Origin of the sequence: Bradyrhizobium sp. NBAIM03, from assembly GCF_020194055.1 — a bacterium.
GTDB classification, from domain to species: domain Bacteria; phylum Pseudomonadota; class Alphaproteobacteria; order Rhizobiales; family Xanthobacteraceae; genus Bradyrhizobium; species Bradyrhizobium yuanmingense.
This window is the reverse complement of the sequence record NZ_JADYVS010000007.1, coordinates 197,840-222,425: the sequence shown is the minus strand read 5'-3', so window position 1 is coordinate 222,425 and position 24,586 is coordinate 197,840. Positions and strand designations below refer to the sequence as shown.

Genomic DNA, 24,586 nt, shown 5'->3' with positions numbered 1-24,586 from the left:
CTCAAGCTGCCTGATAGGCGGCGCTGCGCGCTGCCATCACGGCGTCGAAAGCCTCTCCCATGATCTCGGTGGATGGGGCAAGGCCTGTGAACAATTCGAAGGCGTCGGCGGCCTGGTAGATCGCGAGGTCGCGGCCGGTCATGATCTTCGCGCCTTTCTCTCGCGCTGCGGCCAGCAGCGGCGTGATCAGCGGCGAATAGACGGCGTCGGCGACCCATAGGTCCGCCCTGAGCAGTCTCGCCGGCACCGGCGTGTCACGGTTCGGCAGCATGCCGACCGGCGTGCCGTTGACGAGACCGGTCGCACCCTCGAGCGCATCCTCGACGCTGGCGGCAACGCGGGCGCCGCGCGGGGCGAGCATGGCGGCCAGTTTCTCGGCGCGCGCCGGCTCGCTGTCGAAAATGCGGATGTCGGCCACGTTCAGGCTCGCCAGCGCAAACGCGATGGCCTTGCCGACGCCGCCGGCGCCGATCAGGGCGATGGCGTTGCCGGAGGGCGCCAGCAATGGCGTCACCGCCCGCGCGAAACCCGTGGTGTCGGTGTTGTGGCCGGTCAGCCGGCCATCCCTGACGACGACGGTGTTGACCGCGCCCATGCTGGCTGCGCCCGGCGCCAGCGCGTCGAGCAGCGGCACCACCGCTTCCTTGTAGGGGTAGGTGACATTGACGCCGGCAAAGCCGAGCCGCCGGACGCCCTCAAGCATCAAGCGCAGCCCGGCCGCATCGGCGCCGGCGACCTCGATAAGCTGGTAATGGCCGCGCAGGCCGAGCGCTTCGGCGGCGCGCTCATGCATGGCGGGCGAGGCGGAATGCGCGATCGGGGCGCCGATCAGGCCGGTGAGGAGCTTCTTACTGGCGGCGTATCCGCGTTTCGACATGGTTGGCTATCGTCTCAAGGGAGCGTCCGGCCCCGGCCATTAGCGGGGAAATCCGTGCAATTCCAGCTGCGACGATAGCCTTTCCCCCGCCTAACACAATTACCCTTTTATCTGGCAAACCTAACATCATGTTATTTCCTCCGCCCGCGGGCAGGGGCGGTCTTGCCACTGCCGCGGGAGGGCTCGACCGCGCGCATCTCGGCGCGCAGGGCCTCGATGAAATACTCGGCATGCAGCGACAGCGGCGTGCCGCGCTTGACTGCGATGTAGGTGTCGAACCGCGTCGGCTCGGCGATCTTCAGAAGCTCGATCCCGGGATAGCCGCCATGGGCGACGGTGAACTGGTCGATGATGGCGATGCCGAGTCCCGCCTTCACTAGCGCGCAGACGGTGGTGCCGAAGCGCGCGCGGATCGTGATGTTGTAGTCGAGCCGGTGGCGCGCGAAGATCCCGGCCATGATCCGGCCGTAGGGGTCGTTGGGATCGATGCCGATCAGCGGATAGCGCGTGATCTCGGCGGCGGAGACCTGCTTGCGGCCGGAGAGCTCGTGGCCGGGCGGCACGATGCAATAGAGTTCGCCCGAAGCGAGCGGCATGAAGTCGAGCCCGGAATGCTCGAGCCGATAGCTCATCGCCACGCATTCGCCGCGGCCGAGCATCAGGTAGTCGATGGCTTCCTCGAGCTTGAGGATGTTGATGTCGATGCCGAGATCGGGATAGCGGCGGCGGACGCGCTCGATCGCACGCGGCACCATCACCTGCGAGATGCTCGGCACCGAGCCGATGCGCAGCTCCGACAGGCCGCCGCGGCCGATCTTGGAGATGATCTCGGAGAGGTCGTCGACCTTCTTGTAGACGCCGTTGATCTGCTCGAAGATGTTCTCCGCTTCCGGCGTCGGGAAGTAGCGCCCGTTCTGGCGCTGGAAGAAGCGGATGCCAAGCGAGCGCTCGGTGTATTTGACGAGGCGGCTGATCCCCGGCGCCGAGACGTTGAGCAGCTTCGCCGCACCGCCGATGGTGCCCGTCACCATCACGGCACGGATCACTTCGACCTGGCGCAGCGTCATCATGGCCTTGAACCGTCCCTGGCATCGACAAGAGATCGCGGCGATCATCTCACGAGAGATGCGCTGTCATCCAGCGGCAAGTGTGCGCCGATGTGGTCGGAGGCTGGCGCCTTCCCTCTCCCCTTGTGGGAGAGGGTGGATCGCCGCAGAGCGGCGAGACGGGTGAGGGGTCTCTCTCCGCGACTTCAAATGGGAGTTGGATTCGCGGAGAGAGACCCCTCATCCGGCGCTTCGCGCCACCTTCTCCCACAAGGGGAGAAGGGAAGCCAAAATTCGCGGTCAGAGCGTTTCGACTAAAACCCGCGCGATCAGATGGAGAGGCGTCCTCGTGACGCGATCTGTTGCTGCGGCGTCGTCTTTGCAACGGCGTTCTAGCTCGCCGGCCCTTCCGGCGACACGCTCTCGGCCAGCTCCGCGCGCTCGCTCTGCAGCACCTCGCGCGCAAACTCGATGATCTTTTGCTTGTTCGCCGTTTCGCGGACGGTAAAAAACACGCGGTTCAATTCCAGGCCGAGCACGCTGTTGAGGGCGATGTCCTCGTCTTCCATCGTTGGCTTCCCGCTTCGGATGTTCTCAGGTGTATCGTGGCGTCAATTCTGCCACAAGTAGTTAAATCCTCAGAGCGCATGAGCACCGGGAAACTACGGCCACAGCGAATTGAGGCGGTCTGTGAATACGTGCTATACGAAAGCGCGAGGGTCAGGAAACGTACGATGTCCGCCGTAGACTATGGCCGGGAGGCGCTCGACTTCATCGAAGGCCTGCAGACCTACCGCAAGGTACCAGAGGCCATGAACGCGCTCGAAGCGGCGTTCGGTCGCTTCGGCTTCGAAACCATCATCGTGACGGGGTTGCCCAATCCCGATCAGCAGTTTGCACAGATGGTGCTCGCCAAACGCTGGCCTGCGGGATGGTTCAGCCTCTACACCGAGAAAAACTACGATCGTTTCGATCCCGTGGTGCGGTTGTGCCGGCAGTCGGTCAATCCGTTCGAGTGGTCGGAAGCGCCCTATGATGCGGAACTCGAGCCGAATGCGGCCGAGGTGATGAACCGTGCCAGCGAGTTCCGCATGTCGCGCGGCTTCATCGTGCCGATCCACGGCCTCACCGGCTACGAGGCGGCGGTCTCGCTCGGCGGTGTCCATCTCGACCTCAATGCCCGCAGCAAGCCGGCGCTGCATCTGATGGCGATGTATGGCTTCGACCACATTCGCCGTCTGCTCGAGCCGATGCCGCATTTGTCGACGCGCCTCACCCCGCGCGAGCGCGAGGTGATCGCCTGGGCTTCGCAGGGGAAGTCGGCCTGGGAAATCGGCGAGATCCTGCACATCACCCAGCGCACCGCCGAAGAGCATCTTGCAACTGCTGCGCGCAAGCTCGGCGCGGTCAACCGTACGCATGCGGTCGCGCTGGCGATTCGGAACAAGATCATCAATCCTTAAGCCGCCTTACTGGGAAATTTCCCAATACCGAAGCTGCGTCTTTTCGCAGAATCTCCCCCCATTGAGGATGAATGGGGGTTTTCATGATTCACGCAGTTTCCGCGGTAAATCGTCACCTTTATGAAGACGTAATCGAGCAGCATTTCCGGCTGCGTCACGACATCTTCGTCGAGGAGCGGCGCTGGGAGACGCTGCGCAGGCCGGATGGCCGTGAGATCGATTCCTACGACGACGAGGACACCGTCTACCTGCTGGCGCTGGAAGGCCGCCGCGTCGTGGGCGGTCATCGGCTCTATCCGACCACCAAGCCCTCGATGATGAGTGAGGTGTTTCCGCATCTGGCGGCGGTTCGCGGCTGGCCCGCCGATCCGCTAGTGTGGGAATGGTCGCGCTACTTCGTCGTGCGCGATCGCCGCGACGGCGCGCTCAACCTGCAACTGATGGCTGCGGTGCAGGAGTTCTGCCTCGACCAGGGAATCGCGCAGGTCAGCGCAATCATGGAGACCTGGTGGCTGCCGCGCTTCCACGAAGCCGGCTTCGTCGTGACGCCGCTCGGCCTACCGGCTCTGGTCGAGAACGCATGGACCATGGCGGCGACCATCGACATTCGTCGGGAGACGCTCGATGCCCTGCATCATCGGATCGGCACGGCTTCGGTCGTGCAGCAGGACGGCCCTCGTCTCGATGCCATCGCCCGTGCCAACCTCTGCGGTCATGTTGCCGCGCAACGAAAGAGCGCCTGAGATGTCGAACGTGATGCGGGACAGCCAGATCATGGCGCAAATGAAAGACGAGGATCTCGGCTACATGTCCGACATGGCGCTCGAACTGGCGCAAATGGCGGAGGACACCGGATTGACGACGCTCGCTTATCTGTTTCGGATGGCGGCCCTGGAGGCGTCGACGGCCAACAGCGTTCTCGCCGAGCCGGACGAGCTCCCCCGGCAGATGACGTCGCACTAGACGCAGCCCTGCTCGATTTTACGACGATCGTACCCTCTCACCGCCAGCCGGTGAGAGGGTGATGCCGTTTCGCTGCGGCAGGTTGCCTCATGCCGCGCGGCAGCCTTTTTGCATTGCGGGGCGCGTCCCGGCCGCACGTGCCGAGATGCAACAAAGTGCATGTTTGATGTCGAATCGCTCTTGCCTCGGAACGATACTGCCATTACCCATTTTTCGGCCTTGAAGAGGCAGGGGGAGCTCTTTCACTGATGCCGACAGTGTTCGAACATCGGCGCGCGTCTGTATGCGCCTGAAAGAGTCCTGATGCTGCTCGTCGTCGAACAATTCTTGAATGGGTTGCAGTTCGGTCTGCTGCTGTTCCTGCTCGCCGCGGGCCTGACCCTGGTGTTCGGGATCATGGATCTCGTCAACCTCGCGCACGGCTCGCTCTATATGATGGGCGCCTATTTCGCCGCCACCTTCGCGGCCTGGACCGGCAGCTTCCTGCTCGGCGCGCTGATGGCGTTGGGCGCGACGCTCGTGCTCGGCATCGTGCTGGAGGTGAGCGCGCTGCGGCATCTCTATGGCCGCGACCATCTCGACCACGTGCTCGCGACCTTCGGCCTGATCCTGTTCTTCAACGAAGCCGTGCGGCTGATCTGGGGCCCGGCGGGCCTGGCGTTGCCGCTGCCGGCCTGGCTCACCGTGCCGGTGCCGATCCTGCCCGGCATTCACTATCCCGCCTATCGCCTCGCCATCATTGGGGTAGCGCTGCTGGTCGCGCTGCTGCTCTATCTCGGCGTGATGCGCACCCGCATCGGCATGCTGATCCGGGCCGGCGCATCCAACCGCGAGATGATCGGCGCGCTCGGCATCAACATCAAGCTGCTCTACACGCTGGTGTTCGGCCTGGGCGCCGCACTCGCGGGCCTTGCCGGGCTGATGCAGGCGCCGATCCTGACCGTGCAGATCGGCATGGGCGAGAACATCCTGATCCTCGCTTTCGTCATCATCGTGATCGGCGGCATCGGTTCGATCCGCGGCGCTTTCCTCGCCGCGATCTTCGTCGGCATGATCGACACGCTCGGCCGCGCCTTCCTTCCGAACCTGCTCCGCCAGGTGCTGAGCGGCGCCGCCGCATCCACCGCCGCGCCCGCGCTGTCCTCCATGCTGATCTATCTGCTGATGGCGATCGTGCTGGTGGTGCGGCCGGAGGGGCTGTTTCCGGCCAATCGTCGATGAAGGGTTTGAGCGTGAGCAAGGCCGTCACGGCCCTGATGCTGGCGGGCCTCGTGCTGCTGCCGCTCTATTCGCAGCTGACCGGCAACGTCTTCATCCTGACGCTGTTCACCCGCATCATCATCCTGGCGCTGGCGGCTGCGAGCCTCAACCTCATCATGGGATTTGCGGGCCTGATGAGCTTTGGCCATGCCGCGTATCTCGGCATCGGCGGCTATGCCGTCGGCATGCTCGCGCAGGAAGGCGTTGGGTCCGGCTTCATCCAGTTTCCGGTCACGATTGCGGCGTCGGCGATCTATGCGCTGGTGATCGGCGCGCTGTCGCTGCGCACCCGTGGCGTCTACTTCATCATGATCACGCTGGCCTTCGCCCAGATGGCCTATTACGTCGCCTCGGGGCTGGCCCGCTACGGCGGCGATGACGGCCTCACGATCTACAAGCGCAGCGACTTCTCGGGCCTGATCGATCTCGGCAACCGCACGCAGTTCTACTATCTCTGCCTCGTCTGCCTTTTCGGCGTCATGCTCCTGATATGGCGCATCGTCAACTCGCGCTTCGGTCTTGTCGTGCAGGGCCTGCGTTCCAACGAGCAGCGCATGCAGGCCATCGGCTTCCCGGCCAAGCGTTACCAACTGGTCTGCTTCGTCATATCAGGCACGATGTGCGGCCTTGCCGGCGCGCTGCTCGCCAACAACACCGATTTCGTAAGCCCGGCCGTGATGTACTGGACCCGTTCCGGCGACCTCATGGTGATGGTGATCCTGGGCGGCATGGGCACGCTGTTCGGCCCGGTCATGGGTGCGGTGGTGTTCCTGCTGCTGGAAGAACTGCTGTCGCAGATCACCGAATATTGGGCGCTGATCCTGGGCCCGCTGCTGCTGCTCATCGTCCTGTTCGGCCGCGGCGGCATCATGGGCGCACTCGGGAGGGCTGGCCGTGGCTGAACCCTTGCTCCGCGTCGAAAAGCTGGTGCGCCGCTTCGGCGGCATCATCGCCACCGACAACGTCTCGCTCGACGTCGCATCCGGCGAGCTGCACGCCATCATCGGCCCGAACGGCGCCGGCAAGACCACGCTGATTAGCCAGCTCACGGGGCATCTCGAACCGCATTCCGGCAGCGTATCGCTGGCGGGGCGCGACATCACCTATCTGCCGGCCTATCGCCGCTGCGCGTTGGGCCTGGCGCGTTCGTTCCAGATCACCTCGCTGCTGCTCGACTTCACCGCCGCCGACAATGTCGCGCTGGCGGCGCAGGCGCATGCCGGCACCTCGTTCCGATTCTTCGCCAATGCGCGGAAAGAGAAGGGCCTGCGCGATGCCGCGCAGGCGGCGCTCGATCGCGTCGGCCTCGGCCATCGCGCCGATATCGTGGTCTCCAGGCTCAGCCACGGCGAACGCCGCGAGCTGGAGCTCGCGGTCGCGCTCGCAAGTAAGCCGAAGCTGTTGCTACTCGACGAGCCGATGGCCGGCCTCGGCGTGACCGAATCCCAGCGCATGGTGAAGCTGCTCCAGGAGCTGCGGAAAGAGGTCTCGATCGTGCTGGTCGAGCACGACATGCCGGCGGTGTTCGCGCTGGCCGACCGCATCACGGTGCTGGTCTATGGCCGCGTCATCGCCTCCGGCGACCCGGCCGCGATCCGGGCCAATGAGGACGTCAAGCGCGCCTATCTCGGCGATCAGCATGTGGTGACGCATCATGGCTGACACGCTGCTCGAGGTCGACGGCATCGAGACCTGCTACGGCCTGTCCCAGGTGCTGTTCGGCCTGTCGCTGTCGATCAAGCCGGGCGAGATGGTCTCGCTGATGGGCCGCAACGGCATGGGCAAGACCACCACCATCCGCTCCATCATGGGCCTGACGCCGGCGCGCGCGGGCACCATTCGCTTCGCGGGCGCGGAGGTGCGGCAGCTTCCGTCCTACCGGATTGCGAAACTCGGTGTTGGTCTCGTGCCCGAGGGCCGGCAGATCTTTCCGAACCTCACCGTGCGCGAAAACCTGGTCGCGGCCGCGGCGGATCGCTTCAACAGCGATAATCCCTGGACGCTCGCCGCGATCTACGTGATGTTTCCGCGCCTCGCCGAACGCGCGTCCAACATGGGCAACCAGCTTTCCGGTGGCGAGCAGCAGATGCTCGCGATTGGCCGCGCGCTGATGACGAATCCAAAGCTCCTGATCCTGGACGAGGCGACCGAAGGCCTCGCGCCGCTGATCCGGCAGGAGATCTGGAATTGCCTGTCGCTACTCAAGAGCCGCGGACAGTCGATCCTGGTCGTCGACAAGAACGTCGACCATCTCGCCCGCATCTGCGATCGCCACTACATCATCGAGCGCGGCAAGACGGTGTGGAGCGGCACCTCCGACGAGCTGATGGCCGCGCCGGATCTGCAGCACAAATATCTGGGAATTTGAGCCCAGCTCCAGCCGCGTCGTCGTTGCGAGCACAGCAAAGCAATCCAGACTGCCGCTGCGGAAAGATCCTGGATTGCTTCGCTGCGCTCGCAATGATGGAAGAGATAACGTGAGCTCTCACCAATAAATTCCGTGCCGATGCAACTCGCGGATCACGCGCGCCTCGGTGGACGGCTGCCGGCGCTTCGGCTTGGCAGTTTCGGCCCTCGACGCCGTTGCGGACCTGGCCGACGTTGTGGCGGCCGGAATTGCAGAGGCAGGCGCCGTCGATGCAGCTGGTGCGGTCGCCGTCGGCCCATTCGTTGTTGGCGGGGCTTGAGGCGTCTGCGCTGGAACTGGCGTCGCAGTGGCCGGCTGTTCCGCCTGCTGGCTTGCATTGCTGGCCGCCAGGCTGAGGCTCCGCGAGCCTCCGGCATGGGCCTGGCTTGCGAGCAGCGACATCGCGGCGATCAGGATCAGCTTGCTCATGGCAATCCCCGTCATCTGGTCAATCGATCTTACCCAATTCCCTTGGGCTTCATGGACCTAACGCGCGAGGCGGTGCGTGCCGATCTCGATCAGGGTGGTCCGGCAGGACAGGCGATAGATCAGGCTGAAAAGTTGACCCCACATGACCGAACTCCGTTGTTGATCAATGCAGAGAATCTAGACCGCCTGCCTTTCCGGCGTTTTTCGCCGGGTGAGGAAAATGGCTTCGTCCGGGGGCGGCGCGATGTCGTCGCTACAGTCCGGAAGAAGTCGCCTCACGCGGGCGTGAAGCAGCGCGCCGAGCGGGGCCGATCGGATTCCGATCAAGGCCGGTAGTTCTCCCGGGATGAAGCGCCCGCAGCGCGGCAGTAACGTGCGGGCGCCTCAGCCCCGGTTATTGTATGAGTTCCGATCGCCAAGACGATCCGCCGATCCTCATCTGCTCAAAATGCAGGCGGCCAATGAAGTTCCTGGCGACACTACCTGGAATAGTCACGCAGCCTGCGGAGCACGTTTATCATTGCGTCCAGTGCCGTCGCGTCGACACGATTCGGCTGAAGTGACGCTCTGGTGGGCGGGGCGGGCCGCTTACAGCAGTTGTAGCTGCTCCCGCCGCCGCGAAACCGGTGCTATAATATCGTGAACAGACGAGAACAGGGAGGACACCATGAACCACACCATGGTTCCCAGTGATCGCGTGGAGCACGTCGCCGTCTACGGACGCGACGGCACGAAGCTCGGCACGATCGAGCGGTTGATGCTCGACAAGATGAGCGGAACGGTTGCCTATGCCGTGATCAAGACCGGCGGGCTGCTCGGTACGCGTCACCATTATCCGCTGCAGTGGAGCGCGCTGAAATACGATCCAGCACGGCAGGCGTTCCAGACCGAGCAGACGCTGGACGAACTCAGCAGCGGCCCGTGCGAGTTCGATGGCGACGCGTTCGACTGGGGCGACCGCTCGCGGCCCTACCCGCATCCGCATTACTGGTCGGTCTAGCGAGCAAGACGGTTCGGCCGCGGAGCAGTATTTGACGCGAGCGCCCGCTATCCGGCGAGCGGCTGCTCGCCGACCTTGGGCCAATAGGTGCCGAAGCTCCAGAGCCCGCCCTCCGGATCGCGTGCGGCGAAATCGCGGCTGCCATAATCGGTCGTGTAGGGCTCCATCTCGATCTGCGCCCCGGCGGCTTTCACCTTTTGAAAGAGCGCGTCGGGATCCTCCACGGCCAGATAGACGGCATCCGTCCGCCGGCCGCCGATGTCGCCAACCAATTTGCCGTAGGCGTCGTCGCGATGCGCGCCCAGCATGAGGATCGACGATCCGAACGCCAGCTCGGCGTGAACGACCGTGCCCTCCTTGCGGTACACCACCCGTTCGGTGAAGCCGAGAACGTCCTTCAGCCAGGCGATCATCGCCTCGGCATCCTTGCAGCGCATGGTGTGGTAGAGGCGCGGCGCTTCGTAGCCGTTCGGCTGGTTCATGACACTCTCCAGGTTCGGTGCAAGCTTGTTGCGAAGCCGACCCTAGTTCGGATCATGGCGGCCGGCTTGAACAAATGGGACCTGACCGTGCCTCGCGCCGTCTTGCCGCTGTTTTGGCGCTAGCCCCCGCCGTCCCGCATCAGGCGTGAATCGACGACATCGAGCCGCGCGGCCCATCCGGTCGGCGTCTCTCCGCTGAACATCCGGAAATCGCGAGCAAGATGTGCCTGGTCGGCATAGCCGGCGTCCGCGGCAATGGCCGCCCAGCCGCCTGCGCCATCCGTCCGGGCCAGGACGCAAGCGCGATGAAAGCGCAGCATCTGGGCCAGCGTCTTTGGCGGAGCGCCGATCTCGCGGTGGAAGCGGCGTGTGAGATGCTTGCGGCTCCAGCCGATGTCGGAGGCAATGTCGGCGATCCTGACCGCGCCCGCGCCTCGCCACAGCGTCTCCAGCGCGAAGGCGACCTCAGGCGAGGGCTCGTGTACGGCGCGGCGAAGCACGAAGTCTTCGACGATCTCGAATCGTCGCTGCCAGCCGGCCGCCTCGGCCACCCTGGCGCGGAGCTCCCTGCCGTGCCGTCCCAGAATGTCGTCGAGCCCGACGATCCGCGCGGTCAGATCGGGCACGGCGCCTCCGAAGAAACGATACGCCCCGAGCGGCGTGAAATCGACCTGAACGCATTCGGCGCGCCCGTCGGATTCGATCACGACCGGCCCGGGAAACAGACCCGCTGCGAAACTCGGCCGCGCATCGGCGGTGTCCGGTCGGTGTCCGAGCGCAATGCGGAAGGGCGTTCCCAAATTCACCAGCAGAGGCAGTGCAAGCGGCGCGGCGTGGCGGAAGGCGGCCAAGCCGATCCCACGCTCGCGGTAGAAGGAAATGCTGGAGATCAGCCGCGCAAGACGCGGCGAGGGCGGTCGACGGATGACATCGGGAGGTGCGTCCATCACGCGCTAACGCTCCGTCACTTCGCGCTCCATGCGTATGGTGTCGCAGAGCATGTCGGTCATGCCTGGAGCTTAGCAGGCGATCGCAGCGGAATTCAAATGACCCGGTGCGAGGCCGTCGAATTGCGCCGAAGCGCTGCCGCCCCGTCACGGCCGGTTGCGCATCCAGTCGGCCAGGCCCGCTATCGCCTTGTCGAGATCCTGGCGCGCGGCGGCGTCGGTGATCGTCTCCTCCAGCGCGCCGCGCATGCAGAGCATCCAGGCGTCGCGCTCGGCGTCCCCAATGGCGAAGCCGAAATGGCGCTGGCGCAGCCGCGGATGACCTTTCTCGGGTGTATAGAGCCGCGGGCCACCGGTCCATTCGGTGAGATAGCGCTTCAGCACGTCCCTGATCAGGCCAAGGTCGTCCGCATGCATGGCGCGGATGATCTTCGCCTCCGGCAGCGTGTCCATGCGGTCGTAGAAGCGGTCGACGAGGGCGTCGATCGTGGCGCTGCCGCCGATCCGCTCGAACATGGAGGTGGCGACGTCGGTGGACGTCATCGCTACAGCGCCACGCTGCGCAGGCCGAAGCTGCGGGCTTCGTTCTGCAGCACCGGCCGCACCGCATCGATCAGGCGTGCGGCGGCGGCATCGACGGAGAGGCCGGCGGTATCCACCACCGCGGTCGCGCGCGAATAGAGCGGCTCGCGGCTGAGCAGGATGTTGCGCAGCTCCGTCATCGCCGAGCGATCATCCGCCATCGGGCGTAGATCGCCCTGGCGACGCACGCGCGCCATGTGCTCCTCGGGCTCGGCCTTCAGCCAGATCGTGTAGAACGAGGAGAGGACCTGGTCGAAGGTCAAAGGCTCGGAGACGATGCCGCCGCCGGTTGCCAGCACCATCAACTCGTTGCGCGCGAGCAGCTGTTGCAGCGCCGCCTGCTCCATGCGGCGAAAGCCTTCCTGGCCGTACAGCGCGATGATCTCGGCGACCGAGAGCCCGTTCTGCTGCTCGACCTCCTTGTTGAGCTCGACGAAACTCCAGCCGATCCTCTTCGCCAGCATCCGCCCAAGTGTGGACTTGCCGGCGCCGCGCAGGCCGATCAGCGCGATCCCGCAGAACGGCGCGCGCCGGGGCGCGGTTGCGCTGCCGCCGGCGAGCAGATCCTTGGCCTGAGCAATCTGCGCGGGCGTCGCCTTGCGCAGGAGGTCGCGAAACACCTGCCAGTCCGGGGTCGGATCGGCGCTGGGCAGCAAATCTTCGAGATGGGCGCCCATCGCGTCGGAGACGCGGCGCAGCAGCACGATCGAGACATTGCCCTTGCCGCTCTCGAGCTGCGCGATGTAGCGCTCCGAAATTCCCGACACCTTGGCGAGTACTTTGCGCGACATGCCGCGCAGCGCGCGCATGGTGCGCACACGCTGGCCGAGTTGTTCGAGGAAGCGGGATTCGGCGTCGGGACTTTCGGTCATGAGTCTTCTTTACAGGGGTCCTGCGGCGCGTTTTAATGAAACATAGTGCCTGCTGGCATTGACAGCAAGCCGCCGTGGTGTCTTTCTATGAATTATAATTCTAAATTCCGGGGAGATGTCCGTGAGCGAGGGATCCTATAACGCGGTGACCTGGCTGCTCGACCGTAACGTCGACGAAGGCAGGGGCAGCAAGCTCGCCTTCGACGACACCGTCTCGCGGCTCACCTATGGCGAGCTCCAGCAACAGACCCGGCGCGCGGCCAACATGCTGCGCCGGCTCGGCGTCCGCCGCGAGGAGCGCGTGGCGATGATCATGCTGGATACAATCGATTTCCCGATCGTGTTCCTGGGCGCGATCCGCGCCGGCATCGTGCCGGTGCCGCTCAACACGCTGCTGACCGCGGACCAATACGCCTACATCCTCGCCGACTGCCGCGCGCGCGTGCTGTTCGTGTCCGAACCGCTCTATCCCGTCATCAAGGACGTTGTCGGCCGCATGCCGGATCTCGAGCATGTCGTGGTCTCCGGCGCCAAGCAGAACGGCCACAAGCAGCTTGCCGAAGAGCTCGCTGGCGAGAACGATCAGTTCACCACCGCCGTGACGCATCCGGACGAGCCGGCGTTCTGGCTGTACTCGTCGGGCTCGACGGGCATGCCGAAGGGCGTGCGCCATTTGCATTCCAATTTGCAGGCCACTGCCGACACCTATGCCAAGCAGGTGCTCGGCATCCGTGAGAGCGATGTGTGTCTCTCCGCGGCGAAATTGTTTTTCGCCTATGGCCTCGGCAATGCGCTGACCTTCCCGATGTCGGTCGGCGCCAGCGTGATCCTCAACAGCGAGCGGCCGACGCCGGCGCGCATGTTCGACCTGATGAATCGCTACAATCCCTCGATCTTCTATGGCGTGCCGACCTTGTTCGCCGCGATGCTCAACGACGAGACCATGAAGAGCGAGCGCGGCGGCAAGGCTTTGCGCATCTGCACCTCCGCCGGCGAGGCGCTGCCGGAATCCGTCGGCCACAGCTGGAAGGCACGGTTCGGTGTCGACATTCTCGACGGCGTCGGCTCGACCGAGCTGTTGCACATTTTTCTGTCGAACGCGCCCGGCGACATCAAATACGGCTCGTCCGGCAAGCCGGTGCCGGGCTATGCGGTGCGGCTCGTCAACGAGGCCGGGCAGGACGTCGCCGACGGCGAGGTCGGCGAGCTCCTGGTCGATGCGCCCTCGGCCGGCGAGGGCTACTGGAACCAGCGTCACAAGAGCCGCCGCACCTTCGAGGGGCCGTGGACCCGCACCGGCGACAAATACATTCGTGACGCCGATGGCCGCTACACCTTCTGCGGCCGTGCCGACGACATGTTCAAGGTCTCCGGCATCTGGGTCTCGCCGTTCGAAGTGGAGAGCGCGCTGATCACGCATCCGGCCGTGCTGGAAGCTGCAGTCGTGCCTGAGGCCGATCCAGAAGGACTCCTAAAGCCGAAAGCCTTCGTCGTGCTGCGCCCCGGCGCCAAGACGACGGATTTGCAGGAGATGCTCAAGGAGCACGTCAAGCAGAAGATCGGCCCCTGGAAATATCCGCGCTGGATCGATGTGGTGGAGTCCTTGCCGAAGACGGCGACGGGCAAGATCCAGCGCTTCAAGTTGCGCGAGGGCGCGCATTGATGGTGCAGGCGGCGGACTGGCTTCCTTACCCTCCCCTGGAGGGGTCCGGGACGAGCGTAGCTCGCCCGTGGGTCGGCACGCGATCGAGCGTAGCGAGACGCCTGACGGGTTGGGTGATCTTTCCACGGGCACCGCATCCGTGGAGAACCTGTCACCCCACCCCGCTTCACATCTCGCTGCGCTCGCTGTGAATCGACCCTCCCCCTCCAGGGGAGGGTGGGCATCTCGGCATTGGCTAGAAATGGGAATTCGACCATGACCAATCTCACCCCCAGCGGCTTCCTCAGCATCGGTGGCGCCAGCCTCGAATACAGATGGCTCGCTCCGCTAGCCCCCGACGCGCCCACCATTGTGATGCTGCATGAGGGCCTCGGCTCCGTCGGCCTCTGGGGTGATTTTCCGGAGAAGCTGCAGCAGGCCACGGGCGCGGGCATCTTCGCCTATTCGCGCGCAGGCTACGGCCAGTCCAGCCCGGTCGCGCTGCCGCGGCCGCTCGACTACATGCATCGCGAGGCGCTGGACGTGTTGCCGAAGCTGCTCGACATGATCGGCTTCAAGCGCGGCCTCCTGCTCGGCCATTCCGATGGTGCCTCGATCGCCACCATCTATGCCGGGGCGCATCAGGATCATCGCCTCAATGGGCTCGTGCTGATCGCGCCGCATTTCATCGTCGAGGACATCTCGATCAAATCCATCGCCGCGATCAAGACCACGTTCGAGACCACGGACCTCAAGACAAAGCTCGCGCGCTGGCACAAGGACGTCGACAACGCCTTCTACGGCTGGAACGGCGCCTGGCTCGATCCGGATTTCCGCGATTGGGATATCTCCGAATACCTCGCATACATCCGCGTGCCCGTCATGATCGTGCAGGGCACAGATGATCAATACGGCACGCTGCGCCAGGCCGAGATCGCACAGGAGGAATGTTACTGCCCGGTCGACCTGAAAATCATTGCCGGCGCGGCGCATTCCCCGCATCGCGAGGCCGCGGGGCCGACCCTCGATGCCATCATGCAGTTCGCAAAGGCCGCCTTGCGGGATGATCCAGGGCTTCAGGCCGCGTGACCTCCATGCGGATTTAGATGAAGCAAAGTGCATGTGAGTTCGAGATTCGTGCTGGACTAGCCCAGTTAGATGCACTATTGTGCATCTAACGCTCCAAATGCATAACCAAGCTTAAGGGTGGCTCATGGCCGGGGAAGATCGGCGCCTCGCAGGCGGCGCGACATTCATCGATTTCCAGACCGAACCGTCCCGCTACAAGCATTGGAAGCTCGCGGTCGACGGCGACGTCGCCACGTTGACGATGGACGTCGACGAGAATGGCGGCCTGTTCGAGGGCTACCAGCTCAAGCTCAATTCCTACGACCTCGGCGTCGACATCGAGCTCGCCGACGCGATCCAGCGCCTGCGCTTCGAGCATCCGCAGGTGAAGGTCGTGGTGCTGCGCTCGGCCAAGAACCGCGTGTTCTGCGCCGGCGCCAACATCCGCATGCTCGCGGGCTCCACCCATGCCCACAAGGTGAACTTCTGCAAGTTCACCAACGAGACCCGCAACGGCATGGAAGATTCGTCGGAGAATTCCGGCCAGCGCTTCATCACCGTGGTGAACGGTTCGGCCGCCGGCGGCGGCTATGAGCTGGCGCTCGCGACCGATCACATCATCCTCGCCGACGACGGCTCGTCCGCCGTCGCGCTGCCCGAAGTGCCGCTGCTCGCGGTGCTGCCGGGCACCGGCGGTCTCACGCGGGTGGTCGACAAGCGCAAGGTGCGCCGCGACCACGCCGATGTCTTCTGCACCATCGAAGAGGGCGTGAAGGGCAAGCGCGCCGTGCAATGGCGCCTCGTCGACGAGATCGCGCCGAACTCCAAGCTCGAGGCCAAGATCGCCGAGCGCGCCAAGGAATTCGCAGGCCAATCGAAGCGCAAGGGCAGCGGCAAGGGCATCGCACTGACGCCGCTCAGGCGCCTGATCGACGAGAACAGCATCCGCTACGGCTTCGTCACCGTCGATATCGATCGCACAGCGCGCATCGCCACCATCTCGATCAAGGCGCCGGAGACCGCGCCGCCCGCCGACATCGACGGCATGATGGCGCAAGGCGCCTCGTTCTGGCCGCTGCAAGTGGCGCGCGAGCTCGACGACGCCATCCTGCACTTACGCATCAACGAGCTCGAGATCGCGATGCTGGTGTTCAAGAGCCACGGCGACCGCGCCCATGTGCTCGCCAGCGATACGTTCCTCGAAGCGAACAAGGCGCACTGGCTGGTCAACGAGATCAGGCATTACTGGAAGCGCGTGCTCAAGCGCGTCGACGTCACCTCGCGCACGCTGGTGACGCTGGTCGAGCCCGGCTCCTGCTTTGCCGGCACGCTCGCCGAGCTCGTCTTTGCCGCCGACCGCTCCTACATGCTGATCGGCACCCGCCAGGGCGACAATCGTCCGCCGCCGTCGATCGAGCTGTCCGCCATGAATTTCGGCCCCTATCCGATGAGCCACGGCCTGACACGGCTGGAATCGCGCTTTCAGGCCGATCCGTCCGATTTGGAGCGCGCGGAAGCAACGCTCGGCACCAGCCTCGATGCGGAGCAGGCCGAAGAGCTCGGCCTCGTCACCTTCGCGCTCGACGACATCGACTGGGACGACGAGGTCCGCGTGTTCCTCGAGGAGCGCGCCAGCTTCTCGCCCGACAGCCTCACCGGCATGGAAGCGAGCCTGCGCTTCGTCGGCCCCGAGACGATGGAATCGAAGATCTTCGCGCGCCTCACCGCATGGCAAAACTGGATCTTCCAGCGCCCGAACGCCGTCGGCGAGGAAGGCGCGCTGCGCCGCTACGGCAGCGGCCAGAAACCAAAATTCGATATGACGCGAGTCTAGCGAATAGGGAGTGGCGAATAGCGAATAGGGGAATTCCATTCGCTACTCGCCATTCGCCATTCGCGCCCTTCAAACGAGTAAGTCCCCCACGGGAGGTCCACATGAACATGAACATCATGAACGTCGACTACTCGACCAAGATTCCCAACAACGTCAATCTCGCTGAAGACCGCCAGGTGCTCAAAGCGCTGGAAGGCTGGCACCCCGGCTATATGGATTGGTGGAGCGACATGGGCCCCGAGGGCTTCCAGGAATCGCTGGTCTATTTGCGCACCGCCTACTCCGTCGATCCGCGCGGCTGGGCCAAGTTCGACTATGTCCGCATGCCCGAATATCGCTGGGGCATTCTCCTTGCGCCGCAGGAAGAGAACCGCGTCGTGCCGTTCGGCGAGCATTATGGCGAGCCGGCCTGGCAGGAAGTGCCGGGCGAGCATCGCGCCATGCTGCGCCGCCTAATCGTGATCCAGGGCGACACCGAGCCCGCTTCGGTCGAGCAGCAGCGCCATCTCGGCAAGACCGCGCCCTCGCTGTACGACATGCGCAACCTGTTCCAGGTCAATGTCGAGGAAGGCCGTCACCTCTGGGCGATGGTCTACCTGCTGCAGAAATATTTCGGCCGCGACGGACGTGAAGAAGCCGATGATTTGCTGCGCCGCCGCTCCGGCGATGCCGACGCGCCGCGCATGCTGGGCGCCTTCAACGAGGCGACGCCGGACTGGCTGTCCTTCTTCATGTTCACCTATTTCACCGACCGCGACGGCAAGATGCAGCTGCACTCGCTCGCGCAGTCCGGCTTCGATCCCCTGTCGCGCACCTGCCGCTTCATGCTGACGGAGGAAGCGCACCACATGTTCGTCGGCGAGACCGGCATCACCCGCGTCGTGCAGCGCACCTGCGATGCGATGAAGGCGGCCGGCATCACCGATCCCACCGACATCGCGAAGGTCCGCGCGCTCGGCGTGATCGATCTTCCGACCATCCAGAAGAAGCTGAACCTGCACTACACGCTGTCGCTCGACCTGTTCGGCTCGGAAGTCTCGACCAACGCGGCCAACGCGTTCAACGCCGGCATCAAGGGCCGCTACCACGAGACGCAGATCGACGACGATCACCAGCTCAAGAATTCGACCTATCCGGTGCTCAAGCTGATCAACGGCGAAGTCAAGCTGGTCGACGAGCCGGCGCTGACCGCGCTCAACATGCGCCTGCGCGACGATTACAGCCAGGATTGCGTCAAGGGCATGCTGCGCTGGAACAAGGTAATCTCGACCGCCGGCTACGACTTCAAGCTGACGCTGCCCAACGTCGCCTTCCACCGCCACATCGGCGAGTTCAAGGACGTGCACGCGACGCCCGACGGCATCCTGATCGACGATGCGACCTGGGCCAAGCGCAAGGACGAATGGCTGCCGTCGGCCAGCGACGGCGACTTCATCACCTCCCTGATGCAGCCCGTCACCGAGACCGGCAAGTTCGCCTCCTGGATCTCGCCGCCCAAGGTCGGCATCGACAACAAGCCCGGCGATTTCGAGTATGTGAAGATCGAGTCGTGAGGGCGCTTGCGACGCACCACGACTGTTCCACACCCACAGTGTCATCGCCCGGCTTGACCGGGCGATCCGGTATTCCAGAGGCGGCTGTGATAGACGCGAGGCGCCGCGGCGTACTCACGCGCCAGCCTGCCCACCGCCTGCTTGCCCCAAGAACAAAGCTATTCGGGTAGTCCCGCCTTGATCATCGCTTCCAAGAGTTCCGCTCTAAGCTTGGGCGAATAGTGCGGGGCAGCCACAGTTGATCGTCGAGAGCCAGAAGATCGGCGGAGAATTTCTGCCATCAGCCTTTGAGCGTCGTCCAATCGTCCAGCGCCCACGTAGCAGAGGATGGCCTGAGCCATTCCTACATTAAACGCCGGGGGGAAGGCTCGAACGGCTTTGTCAGCCCACTCACCCGCTTCGGCATGTCTGCCGGCGTTGTGATGCGCTAGGGCAAGTCCCAGCATTGCGTTGTAGTTGAAAGGATCGCGCGGACTTAGGTGCAGAGCCAGCTCAAGGTCCGCAACGGCGGCATCGGATTCGCCTTGCCAACCTCGAATGAGGCCCCGCGCGTGAAGTGCGGGTCCATAGGTTGGATTGAAATGGATGGCGCGCTCGACCAATTCAACCCCGCCATTGAGGTCGAGCGCGAACCAGAACAGGAGAAAGCCCACAACGGTTAAGGCCATTGCGTCGTCTGCCCCGAGCTCCTTTAAACGTTCGGCAATCTGCAAGACCTGAGCGTTGTCTTCGACAAAGTCTCCAGGCCAATTGTTGGCCCTTCGCCACGCTATGCAAGTTGCAGCGCCGCCATACGCAGGCGCAAAACTGGGATCAAGAGCAATCGCTTGCTCGAAATGCCTAGAGGCAGCTTCATTATTCTGTGGAGTGGTCGGGAAACGAATATGAGGCAAACCGCGATAATACGCTGTCACCGCATCGATGTTACCGGTCCTTTTTCGACTGGCTCTGTCGATCTCGGCACGATCGACTTCTGGAGCGATGGCCCCGACCACGTGTAGCGCGACCTGGTCCTGTAAATCGAAAACGTTTCCCAAAGCACCTTCAAACCGATCGGCCCAAAGGTGCGCGCCAGTTGCAACATCGATCAATTGTGCATTGATTCTTAGCTGCGACCCTCCCTTGCGCACACTGCCTTCGAGCACGTATCGCACGCCAAGCTCCTGTCCGACGCGCTTGATGTCGACAGCCTTACCTTTGTAGGTGAACGAGGAGTTGCGAGCGATGACAGAGAGCGTCCTGAAGCGCGAGAGAGTAGTAATGATATCGTCAACCAACCCATCGGCGAAGTATTCTTGTTCTGGACGGGCCGGCATGGATTGGAACGGCAACACGGCAATCGCGGGTTTGTCGGACGGCGCGGGAGCTGGTGTCGAGGGTTGAAGTGCGTCATTTGGGACCGCAGCGTCATCCTGTCCGCCGATTTCCTGCACGCTGCCAATGAAGCGAAAACCCTTCCTCTGTAGCGTCTTAATGAGGCGCTGCTGATCGCCGGCATCATGGATTGCGGCGCGCGCTGCATTGAGGCGGGTCGCAAGCGCGGCATCCGAGATGGCGCGGCCGCCCCAAATGGCGGAAATCAGATCGTCCTTGCTAACCACACGCTGGCGGTTGCGGATCAAGTAGAGAAGCACGTCGAAGGCCTGCGGCGTCACCGAAACCGCATCGATCCCCCTGCGCAGCTCCCGCTTGTCGGCGTCGAGCGCAAAGTCTTCAAACAGATAGCGCATCAGCTCGTCCGTTCCTCCAGCAGCGCGAGCGTAGCACAGCCCAGCAAGCGGGGGAGCGCGCGAAATCAGCCGTCGGTAATGAAAATGTAAGCGGTCTGTAAAGTGTTGCCGTCGCGCTTCGCGCATTCTTGCCAGGCGAAACCCTCGAGACCGGAGTGATGGCGATGAACGCAGCCTCAACAATGCTGCAGGATAGGCACGGCCACATCGACTATGGCGAGGAGGGCACGGGACCCACCATCGTGTTCGTGCCGGGATCGTGGGCGACCGCGTCAAGCTGGCGGGGCGTGATCGAGGCGCTCGGCGGTCGTTTCCGGACGGTGACGACGAGTCTTCCGGGTTATGGCGGCACGAGGGACCGACGGACGGCTGCCGATACATCGATCGGTCGGCAGGCGGAGATCATCGAAGCCGTGATCCGCCGGGCCGGCGGTCCCGTGCATCTCGTCGGACATTCCCTCGGCGCGCTCGCGTGTCTGGACGTCGCGCTGTGCGGGATGCTGCCGCTCATGAGCCTGACCCTGATAGAGCCGGTGGCTTTCGGCCTGCTGCGCCGGGAGAGCCAGCTTGCGCTGTATGAGCAGTTCACGGCGATGCGCGATGCATACTTCCAGGCGTTCGAAAACGGCGAGAGGGAAGCCGCGCTCCGGGTGATCGATTATCTCGGCGGTGAGGGCAGCTTCGATGCCCTGCCGTCCCGGATGCGGCAATACATCGTCAGGACGACCGCGACCCAGGTTCTGGACATGCGTTCGGCATTCGATCCACCATTATCGGCTTTTGCCAACATCCTGCTCCCAACCCGCCTCATCTGCGGTGAGCGTAGCCCGCAAGCGTTGCAGCGAAGCGCGGAAATCCTGACCCGTGCGTTGGCGAATGCTTCGCTATGCACGATAGCAGGGGCAACCCACTGTATGCTGGGCACGCGCGCTGCAGAGGTAGCCCAGCGGATTGGCGACCATGTATCGAAGACCGAAGCACTCGCTTGGAACAGCCTCTCCATCGCCTCTCCGTTCAGTTCACGATCTTTCGGCAGTGAGGTCTAGATCACCAACTCCGCTCCTCGCCGGCGGCCTCCGGTCATCGTCGGCGTGGAGCCAGCGCTTCCGAAGCCGACCGCGTCCGTCGTTATCCAGCCGGTTCCCAATGGTGCCGGTTTGAAACTGGCGCTCGGTGAATCCCAGGCCTGGCGTGACGCGGGACATGAAACGACGCGAGTTCATTGCGGCACTCTGCGCGCAGTCTCGCGCGAACCGGTTGGGTGAAAGGAAGGTGAAAAGCACATGAGAGACTTGGCTGGACAGACCGCCTTCGTGACAGGCGCTGCCTCGGGAATCGGACTGGGGATCGCGACCGCGCTATCACAGGCGGGCGTGAAGGTCATGCTCTGCGATATCGATGAAGAGGCGCTGAAAAAAGTGGTCGCGGACCTGAAGACACGAACCAAAGCCGATGTCGATGGCGTGAAAGCGGACGTTTCGCTCAAGGGCGAACTTCAGGCGGCAGCGGACGCGACCGTCGCGCGGTACGGCAGAATCCACATATTGGTCAACAATGCGGGCGTGGGTGGCGGCGGCACCTTTGGTGAGTGGACTGATTCAGGCTGGAACTGGGTCCTCGGCGTCAACCTGATGTCGGTGATCTGGGGCTTTGAGATATTCGGTCCGCTGATCGAAGCGCACGGCGAAGGAGGGCAGGTTGTTTCCACGGCGTCCGTCTCCGGACTGATTACGGGACCAAGTCCGGCATACGATGTAAGCAAATATGGAGTGGTCGCGCTCTCCGAGGGGATGCGTAACGTGCTCGCGCCGAGGAAGATTGGGGTCTCCGTTCTGTGTCCGGGCTTTATCCGCACGCAGATCATGAACTCTCGGCGCAACGTGCCGCACCGATTTGCCGGGGCTGTCGGCAACCCTCCGCCGACAGAAGGACCACGCGCGGAGATCATCAAGGCATTGCATGAACGGATCAACAACGGCGTTGATCCGCTCTACGTAGGCGAGCTGGTTCGCGAGGCCATCGAAAACGACTGGCCCTACATTTTCACCGATACTGAGCACGAACCATTCATCGAGCAGCGCTTCGCAGCGATCAAGCAAGGATTCGACCGGATACGCGGACGAACGCCGCGACGCTAGCTCTCGCATCCATAGATTTTGAGTACACGCGCCAGCTCGACGCGTGTTTTGCCCGACGTGTCAACTGCATGGCGGCTGCAAATGTTGTCTCCAGGCCGCTCGAAAGATCCCTTATCGATGAAGGGGCCCGCTACTGTGCATGGGGTTGTTTTCGACGTTTTGGTTTTGAGTCCCGATGCACGTGACGGGAGATCGCCGCATCAATCGCTGTCCCACCCGCTGCCCTTGATCCCCGGGTTCGCATAGACGATGCCGCCATCCACCGCGATGGTCGCTCCCACCACGTAATCGCCGGCGCGGGAGGCGAGGTAGATCGCAGCGCCCGCCATGTCCTCGTCGGTGCCGATGCGGCCCACGGGGACGCGCGTTGCGACCTCGTCGGCGTGGTCGCGCGCGGCGCGGTTCATGTCTGACTTGAACGGGCCCGGCGCGATTGCGGTGACCACGATGTGGTCCGGGATCAGCTTCACCGCCATGCGCCGCGTCAGGTGGATCAGCCCGGCCTTGCTCGCCGCATAGGAATAGGTCTCGCCGGGATTGACGAAGATGCCGTCGATCGAGGCGATGTTGATCACCTTCGCCGGCCGTTCCGCGCTTGCCGACGCGCGCAGCGTCGGCGCCAGTGCCTTGGTCAGGAAGAACGGCGCCTTGACGTTGAGGTTCATCACCTTGTCCCAGCCGTTCTCCGGAAATTCGTCGAACTCCGCGCCCCAGGCGGCGCCCGCATTGTTGACGAGGATGTCGAGCCGGGACTCGCGTTTCCCGAACTCGCTGGCCAGCAGCTCGGCGCCGGCAACGGTCGAGATGTCGATCGGCAGCGCGATGCATTCCCCGTCATATTGCGCGCTGAGCTCCTTCGCGGTGGCCTCGCACGGTCCGGCCTTGCGCGCGGTGATGTAGACCTTTGCCGCGCCGGCGCTGAGAAATCCCGCCGCGATCATCTTTCCGATGCCGCGCGAGCCGCCGGTTACCAGCGCGATGCGGCCTTTGAGCGAGAACAGATCGTTGAACATGCGTTCCTCCCTTGGTTGCCGCCGGTTGTGGGCGGAGCAGGGAGGGGAGTCAAGAAAGGCGCGCTTGTCCTCGACCAGTGCAGATTGAGGCCTACGCCGCCGCGATGCGGCGGAAGCCATTCCACATCGCGGTCGCGGCGCCCGAGGTCAGCACCGGCAGGATCCGCGCGTCCTGATAATTGCCATTGAGCGAGACGCGGGGCAGCGCGGTCATGTGGCCGGCGTTCTCCGCGAACAGCATGCCGGGCCGCGTCGTCACCGCGGTCTTGAAACCGGCGGATGCGGCAAGGGCGAATTCGCGCGCGCCCGCGGCGTCGCGGTCGCCATAGGGATAGGCGAGGTGCAGCACGGGGCGCTCCAGCACCTGCTCGATCCGCGCGCGGCTTGCGGCCATCTCCTGCGCGGCGATGTCTTCCGTCTGCTTGGCGAGATTGCAATGGCTGATGCTGTGCGCGCCGATCGTGACCAGCGGATCGGCGGCAAAGGACTTGAGCTCGGCCCAGGACAGGCACAAGCCGCGGCACAGCGCTTCCATGTCGACGCCGTAAGTCCTGCACAGCGCCCCGATCTCGCGCGCAAGATCCTGCTCGCCCGGCAGCGCGCGCAGCCAGTCGTGCAGGCGGTCGAATGCCGCTTGCTTCGCCGCGACACTGTTCGCATCGAGCCGCAGGGCGGAATTGCCGATCTGAATGTCGATCTGCTCGGCCTTGGCGATCACGGCCTCCAGCGCCGTCCACCACAATCGCCCGGTGCCGTCGGCAAAATCGCTCGTGACGTAGACTGCCAGCGGCGCGTCAAATTCGCGCAGCAGCGGCAGCGCGTAATCCAGATTGTCGCGGTAACCGTCGTCGAGGGTGAAGGCGGCGAAGCGACGGTCGAACCGGCCCTGCACCAGCCGCTCATGCAGCTCGTCCATGCTGACGATGTCGATGTCGCGCGAGCGCAAATGGCACAGCGTGGCGCGCAGGAAGTCGGGGGTGACCTCGAGATGCCGGTTCGGCTGGAACGCGGCCTCGCGCGCCGGCCGCACATGGTGCAGCATGAAAATGGCGCCGACGCCCGACAAGAGCGGGCGCAACAGGTGGTGCGCCCCGCTGAGATAGAGTGCTCCCAGCCCGGCGCGGATGACGTTGTTACGCAGTTGTTTCATGACCGGGTGGGGGACTTTGGCATTCCGGCCTCAACTTACGGAAGAACCCTTGAAGAAAAAGTTATTCCGATTGTCCCACCCGGGCCTTGGGACCAGGGCCATTTCCGGTTTGACAGCCTGCCAAGGGTTT

At 64.0% G+C, this 24,586-nt stretch carries 25 protein-coding genes; 15 read left to right on the top strand and 10 right to left on the bottom strand.

From position 1 onward, the window contains the following. Nucleotide 1: 1 nt before the first annotated feature. The 3 genes from I6F21_RS13245 to I6F21_RS13235 form a co-directional block, all read right to left on the bottom strand. Complete coding sequence (locus tag I6F21_RS13245; RefSeq protein WP_225183209.1) at nt 2-877, bottom strand: shikimate dehydrogenase; 876 nt, start codon at nt 875-877, stop codon at nt 2-4. Nucleotides 878-1,008: 131 nt separating this feature from the next. Then, nucleotides 1,009-1,947: a LysR family transcriptional regulator gene (locus tag I6F21_RS13240; RefSeq protein WP_036001799.1), complete on the bottom strand. Its 939-nt coding sequence runs from the start codon at nt 1,945-1,947 to the stop codon at nt 1,009-1,011. Nucleotides 1,948-2,315: 368 nt separating this feature from the next. Next, nucleotides 2,316-2,492: a hypothetical protein gene (locus I6F21_RS13235; protein ID WP_225183208.1), complete on the bottom strand. Its 177-nt coding sequence runs from the start codon at nt 2,490-2,492 to the stop codon at nt 2,316-2,318. 165 nt (nt 2,493-2,657) lie between these two features. Here I6F21_RS13235 and I6F21_RS13230 point away from each other — a divergent pair, with 165 nt between their 5' ends. The 9 genes from I6F21_RS13230 to I6F21_RS13185 all read left to right on the top strand — a co-directional run bounded on the left by I6F21_RS13230 (nt 2,658) and on the right by I6F21_RS13185 (nt 9,445). After that, nucleotides 2,658-3,386 (top strand): LuxR family transcriptional regulator, encoded by a 729-nt coding sequence (locus I6F21_RS13230; RefSeq protein WP_057028468.1) that lies wholly within the window; start codon nt 2,658-2,660, stop codon nt 3,384-3,386. An 83-nt stretch (nt 3,387-3,469) separates the two neighbouring features. After that, entirely contained in the window at nt 3,470-4,129 is a 660-nt protein-coding gene (locus tag I6F21_RS13225; protein ID WP_036020350.1) for an acyl-homoserine-lactone synthase, read from the top strand. 1 nt (nt 4,130) lies between these two features. Then, a complete protein-coding gene (locus I6F21_RS13220; protein WP_036001783.1) occupies nt 4,131-4,349 on the top strand; it encodes a hypothetical protein in 219 nt (72 codons plus the stop codon). Between the two features lie 303 nt (nt 4,350-4,652). Next, nucleotides 4,653-5,570 (top strand): branched-chain amino acid ABC transporter permease, encoded by a 918-nt coding sequence (locus I6F21_RS13215; protein WP_036001780.1) that lies wholly within the window; start codon nt 4,653-4,655, stop codon nt 5,568-5,570. Beyond that, a complete protein-coding gene (locus I6F21_RS13210; RefSeq protein ID WP_225183207.1) occupies nt 5,567-6,511 on the top strand; it encodes a branched-chain amino acid ABC transporter permease in 945 nt (314 codons plus the stop codon). Before I6F21_RS13215 ends, I6F21_RS13210 begins: the two co-directional genes overlap by 4 nt. Next, nucleotides 6,504-7,271, top strand: coding sequence for an ABC transporter ATP-binding protein (locus I6F21_RS13205; protein ID WP_036001772.1), 768 nt, complete (start codon nt 6,504-6,506; stop codon nt 7,269-7,271). Before I6F21_RS13210 ends, I6F21_RS13205 begins: the two co-directional genes overlap by 8 nt. Next, nucleotides 7,264-7,977: an ABC transporter ATP-binding protein gene (locus tag I6F21_RS13200; RefSeq protein ID WP_036001768.1), complete on the top strand. Its 714-nt coding sequence runs from the start codon at nt 7,264-7,266 to the stop codon at nt 7,975-7,977. Before I6F21_RS13205 ends, I6F21_RS13200 begins: the two co-directional genes overlap by 8 nt. 414 nt (nt 7,978-8,391) lie before the next feature. Further along, nucleotides 8,392-8,781, top strand: a complete 390-nt coding sequence (locus I6F21_RS13190; RefSeq protein WP_225183257.1) for a hypothetical protein — start codon at nt 8,392-8,394, stop codon at nt 8,779-8,781. 331 nt (nt 8,782-9,112) lie between these two features. Continuing rightward, nucleotides 9,113-9,445 (top strand): PRC-barrel domain-containing protein, encoded by a 333-nt coding sequence (locus I6F21_RS13185; protein WP_036001758.1) that lies wholly within the window; start codon nt 9,113-9,115, stop codon nt 9,443-9,445. A 47-nt stretch (nt 9,446-9,492) separates the two neighbouring features. Here the strand turns inward: I6F21_RS13185 and I6F21_RS13180 are convergent, their stop codons facing one another. The 4 genes from I6F21_RS13180 to I6F21_RS13165 form a co-directional block, all read right to left on the bottom strand. After that, complete coding sequence (locus I6F21_RS13180) at nt 9,493-9,927, bottom strand: VOC family protein (RefSeq protein ID WP_036001753.1); 435 nt, start codon at nt 9,925-9,927, stop codon at nt 9,493-9,495. Between the two features lie 119 nt (nt 9,928-10,046). Continuing rightward, nucleotides 10,047-10,778, bottom strand: a complete 732-nt coding sequence (locus I6F21_RS13175; protein WP_225113437.1) for a helix-turn-helix domain-containing protein — start codon at nt 10,776-10,778, stop codon at nt 10,047-10,049. Between the two features lie 243 nt (nt 10,779-11,021). Beyond that, a complete protein-coding gene (locus I6F21_RS13170; RefSeq protein WP_057028463.1) occupies nt 11,022-11,417 on the bottom strand; it encodes a group II truncated hemoglobin in 396 nt (131 codons plus the stop codon). A gap of 2 nt (nt 11,418-11,419) precedes the next feature. Further along, on the bottom strand, nt 11,420-12,328 hold the full coding sequence (locus I6F21_RS13165) for a helix-turn-helix transcriptional regulator (protein WP_036001723.1): 909 nt from the start codon (nt 12,326-12,328) through the stop codon (nt 11,420-11,422). A 121-nt stretch (nt 12,329-12,449) separates the two neighbouring features. On the opposite strand from I6F21_RS13165, the gene I6F21_RS13160 reads away from it, so the two are divergent. From I6F21_RS13160 to boxB, 4 genes are all read left to right on the top strand, one after another. Then, nucleotides 12,450-13,991 carry a benzoate-CoA ligase family protein gene (locus I6F21_RS13160; RefSeq protein ID WP_225183205.1) on the top strand — a complete coding sequence of 514 codons (1,542 nt, stop codon included), beginning with the start codon at nt 12,450-12,452 and terminating at the stop codon, nt 13,989-13,991. 255 nt (nt 13,992-14,246) lie between these two features. Beyond that, nucleotides 14,247-15,059 carry an alpha/beta hydrolase gene (locus tag I6F21_RS13155; RefSeq protein WP_225183204.1) on the top strand — a complete coding sequence of 271 codons (813 nt, stop codon included), beginning with the start codon at nt 14,247-14,249 and terminating at the stop codon, nt 15,057-15,059. Nucleotides 15,060-15,183: 124 nt separating this feature from the next. After that, nucleotides 15,184-16,872: a 2,3-epoxybenzoyl-CoA dihydrolase gene (gene boxC, locus I6F21_RS13150; RefSeq protein WP_225147458.1), complete on the top strand. Its 1,689-nt coding sequence runs from the start codon at nt 15,184-15,186 to the stop codon at nt 16,870-16,872. Between the two features lie 101 nt (nt 16,873-16,973). Beyond that, nucleotides 16,974-18,425, top strand: coding sequence for a benzoyl-CoA 2,3-epoxidase subunit BoxB (boxB, locus tag I6F21_RS13145; protein WP_036020399.1), 1,452 nt, complete (start codon nt 16,974-16,976; stop codon nt 18,423-18,425). 158 nt (nt 18,426-18,583) lie between these two features. Here the strand turns inward: boxB and I6F21_RS13140 are convergent, their stop codons facing one another. Further along, complete coding sequence (locus I6F21_RS13140) at nt 18,584-20,155, bottom strand: winged helix-turn-helix domain-containing protein (RefSeq protein ID WP_225183203.1); 1,572 nt, start codon at nt 20,153-20,155, stop codon at nt 18,584-18,586. A 158-nt stretch (nt 20,156-20,313) separates the two neighbouring features. Between I6F21_RS13140 and I6F21_RS13135 the strand changes: the two genes are divergently transcribed. Beyond that, nucleotides 20,314-21,201: an alpha/beta fold hydrolase gene (locus I6F21_RS13135; protein ID WP_225183202.1), complete on the top strand. Its 888-nt coding sequence runs from the start codon at nt 20,314-20,316 to the stop codon at nt 21,199-21,201. Nucleotides 21,202-21,438: 237 nt separating this feature from the next. Beyond that, nucleotides 21,439-22,293 carry an SDR family NAD(P)-dependent oxidoreductase gene (locus I6F21_RS13130; RefSeq protein ID WP_225183201.1) on the top strand — a complete coding sequence of 285 codons (855 nt, stop codon included), beginning with the start codon at nt 21,439-21,441 and terminating at the stop codon, nt 22,291-22,293. Between the two features lie 200 nt (nt 22,294-22,493). Here the strand turns inward: I6F21_RS13130 and I6F21_RS13125 are convergent, their stop codons facing one another. After that, on the bottom strand, nt 22,494-23,306 hold the full coding sequence (locus I6F21_RS13125) for an SDR family oxidoreductase (protein ID WP_225147454.1): 813 nt from the start codon (nt 23,304-23,306) through the stop codon (nt 22,494-22,496). A gap of 91 nt (nt 23,307-23,397) precedes the next feature. Then, on the bottom strand, nt 23,398-24,456 hold the full coding sequence (locus I6F21_RS13120) for a polysaccharide deacetylase family protein (RefSeq protein WP_225183200.1): 1,059 nt from the start codon (nt 24,454-24,456) through the stop codon (nt 23,398-23,400). Nucleotides 24,457-24,586 lie beyond the last annotated feature (130 nt).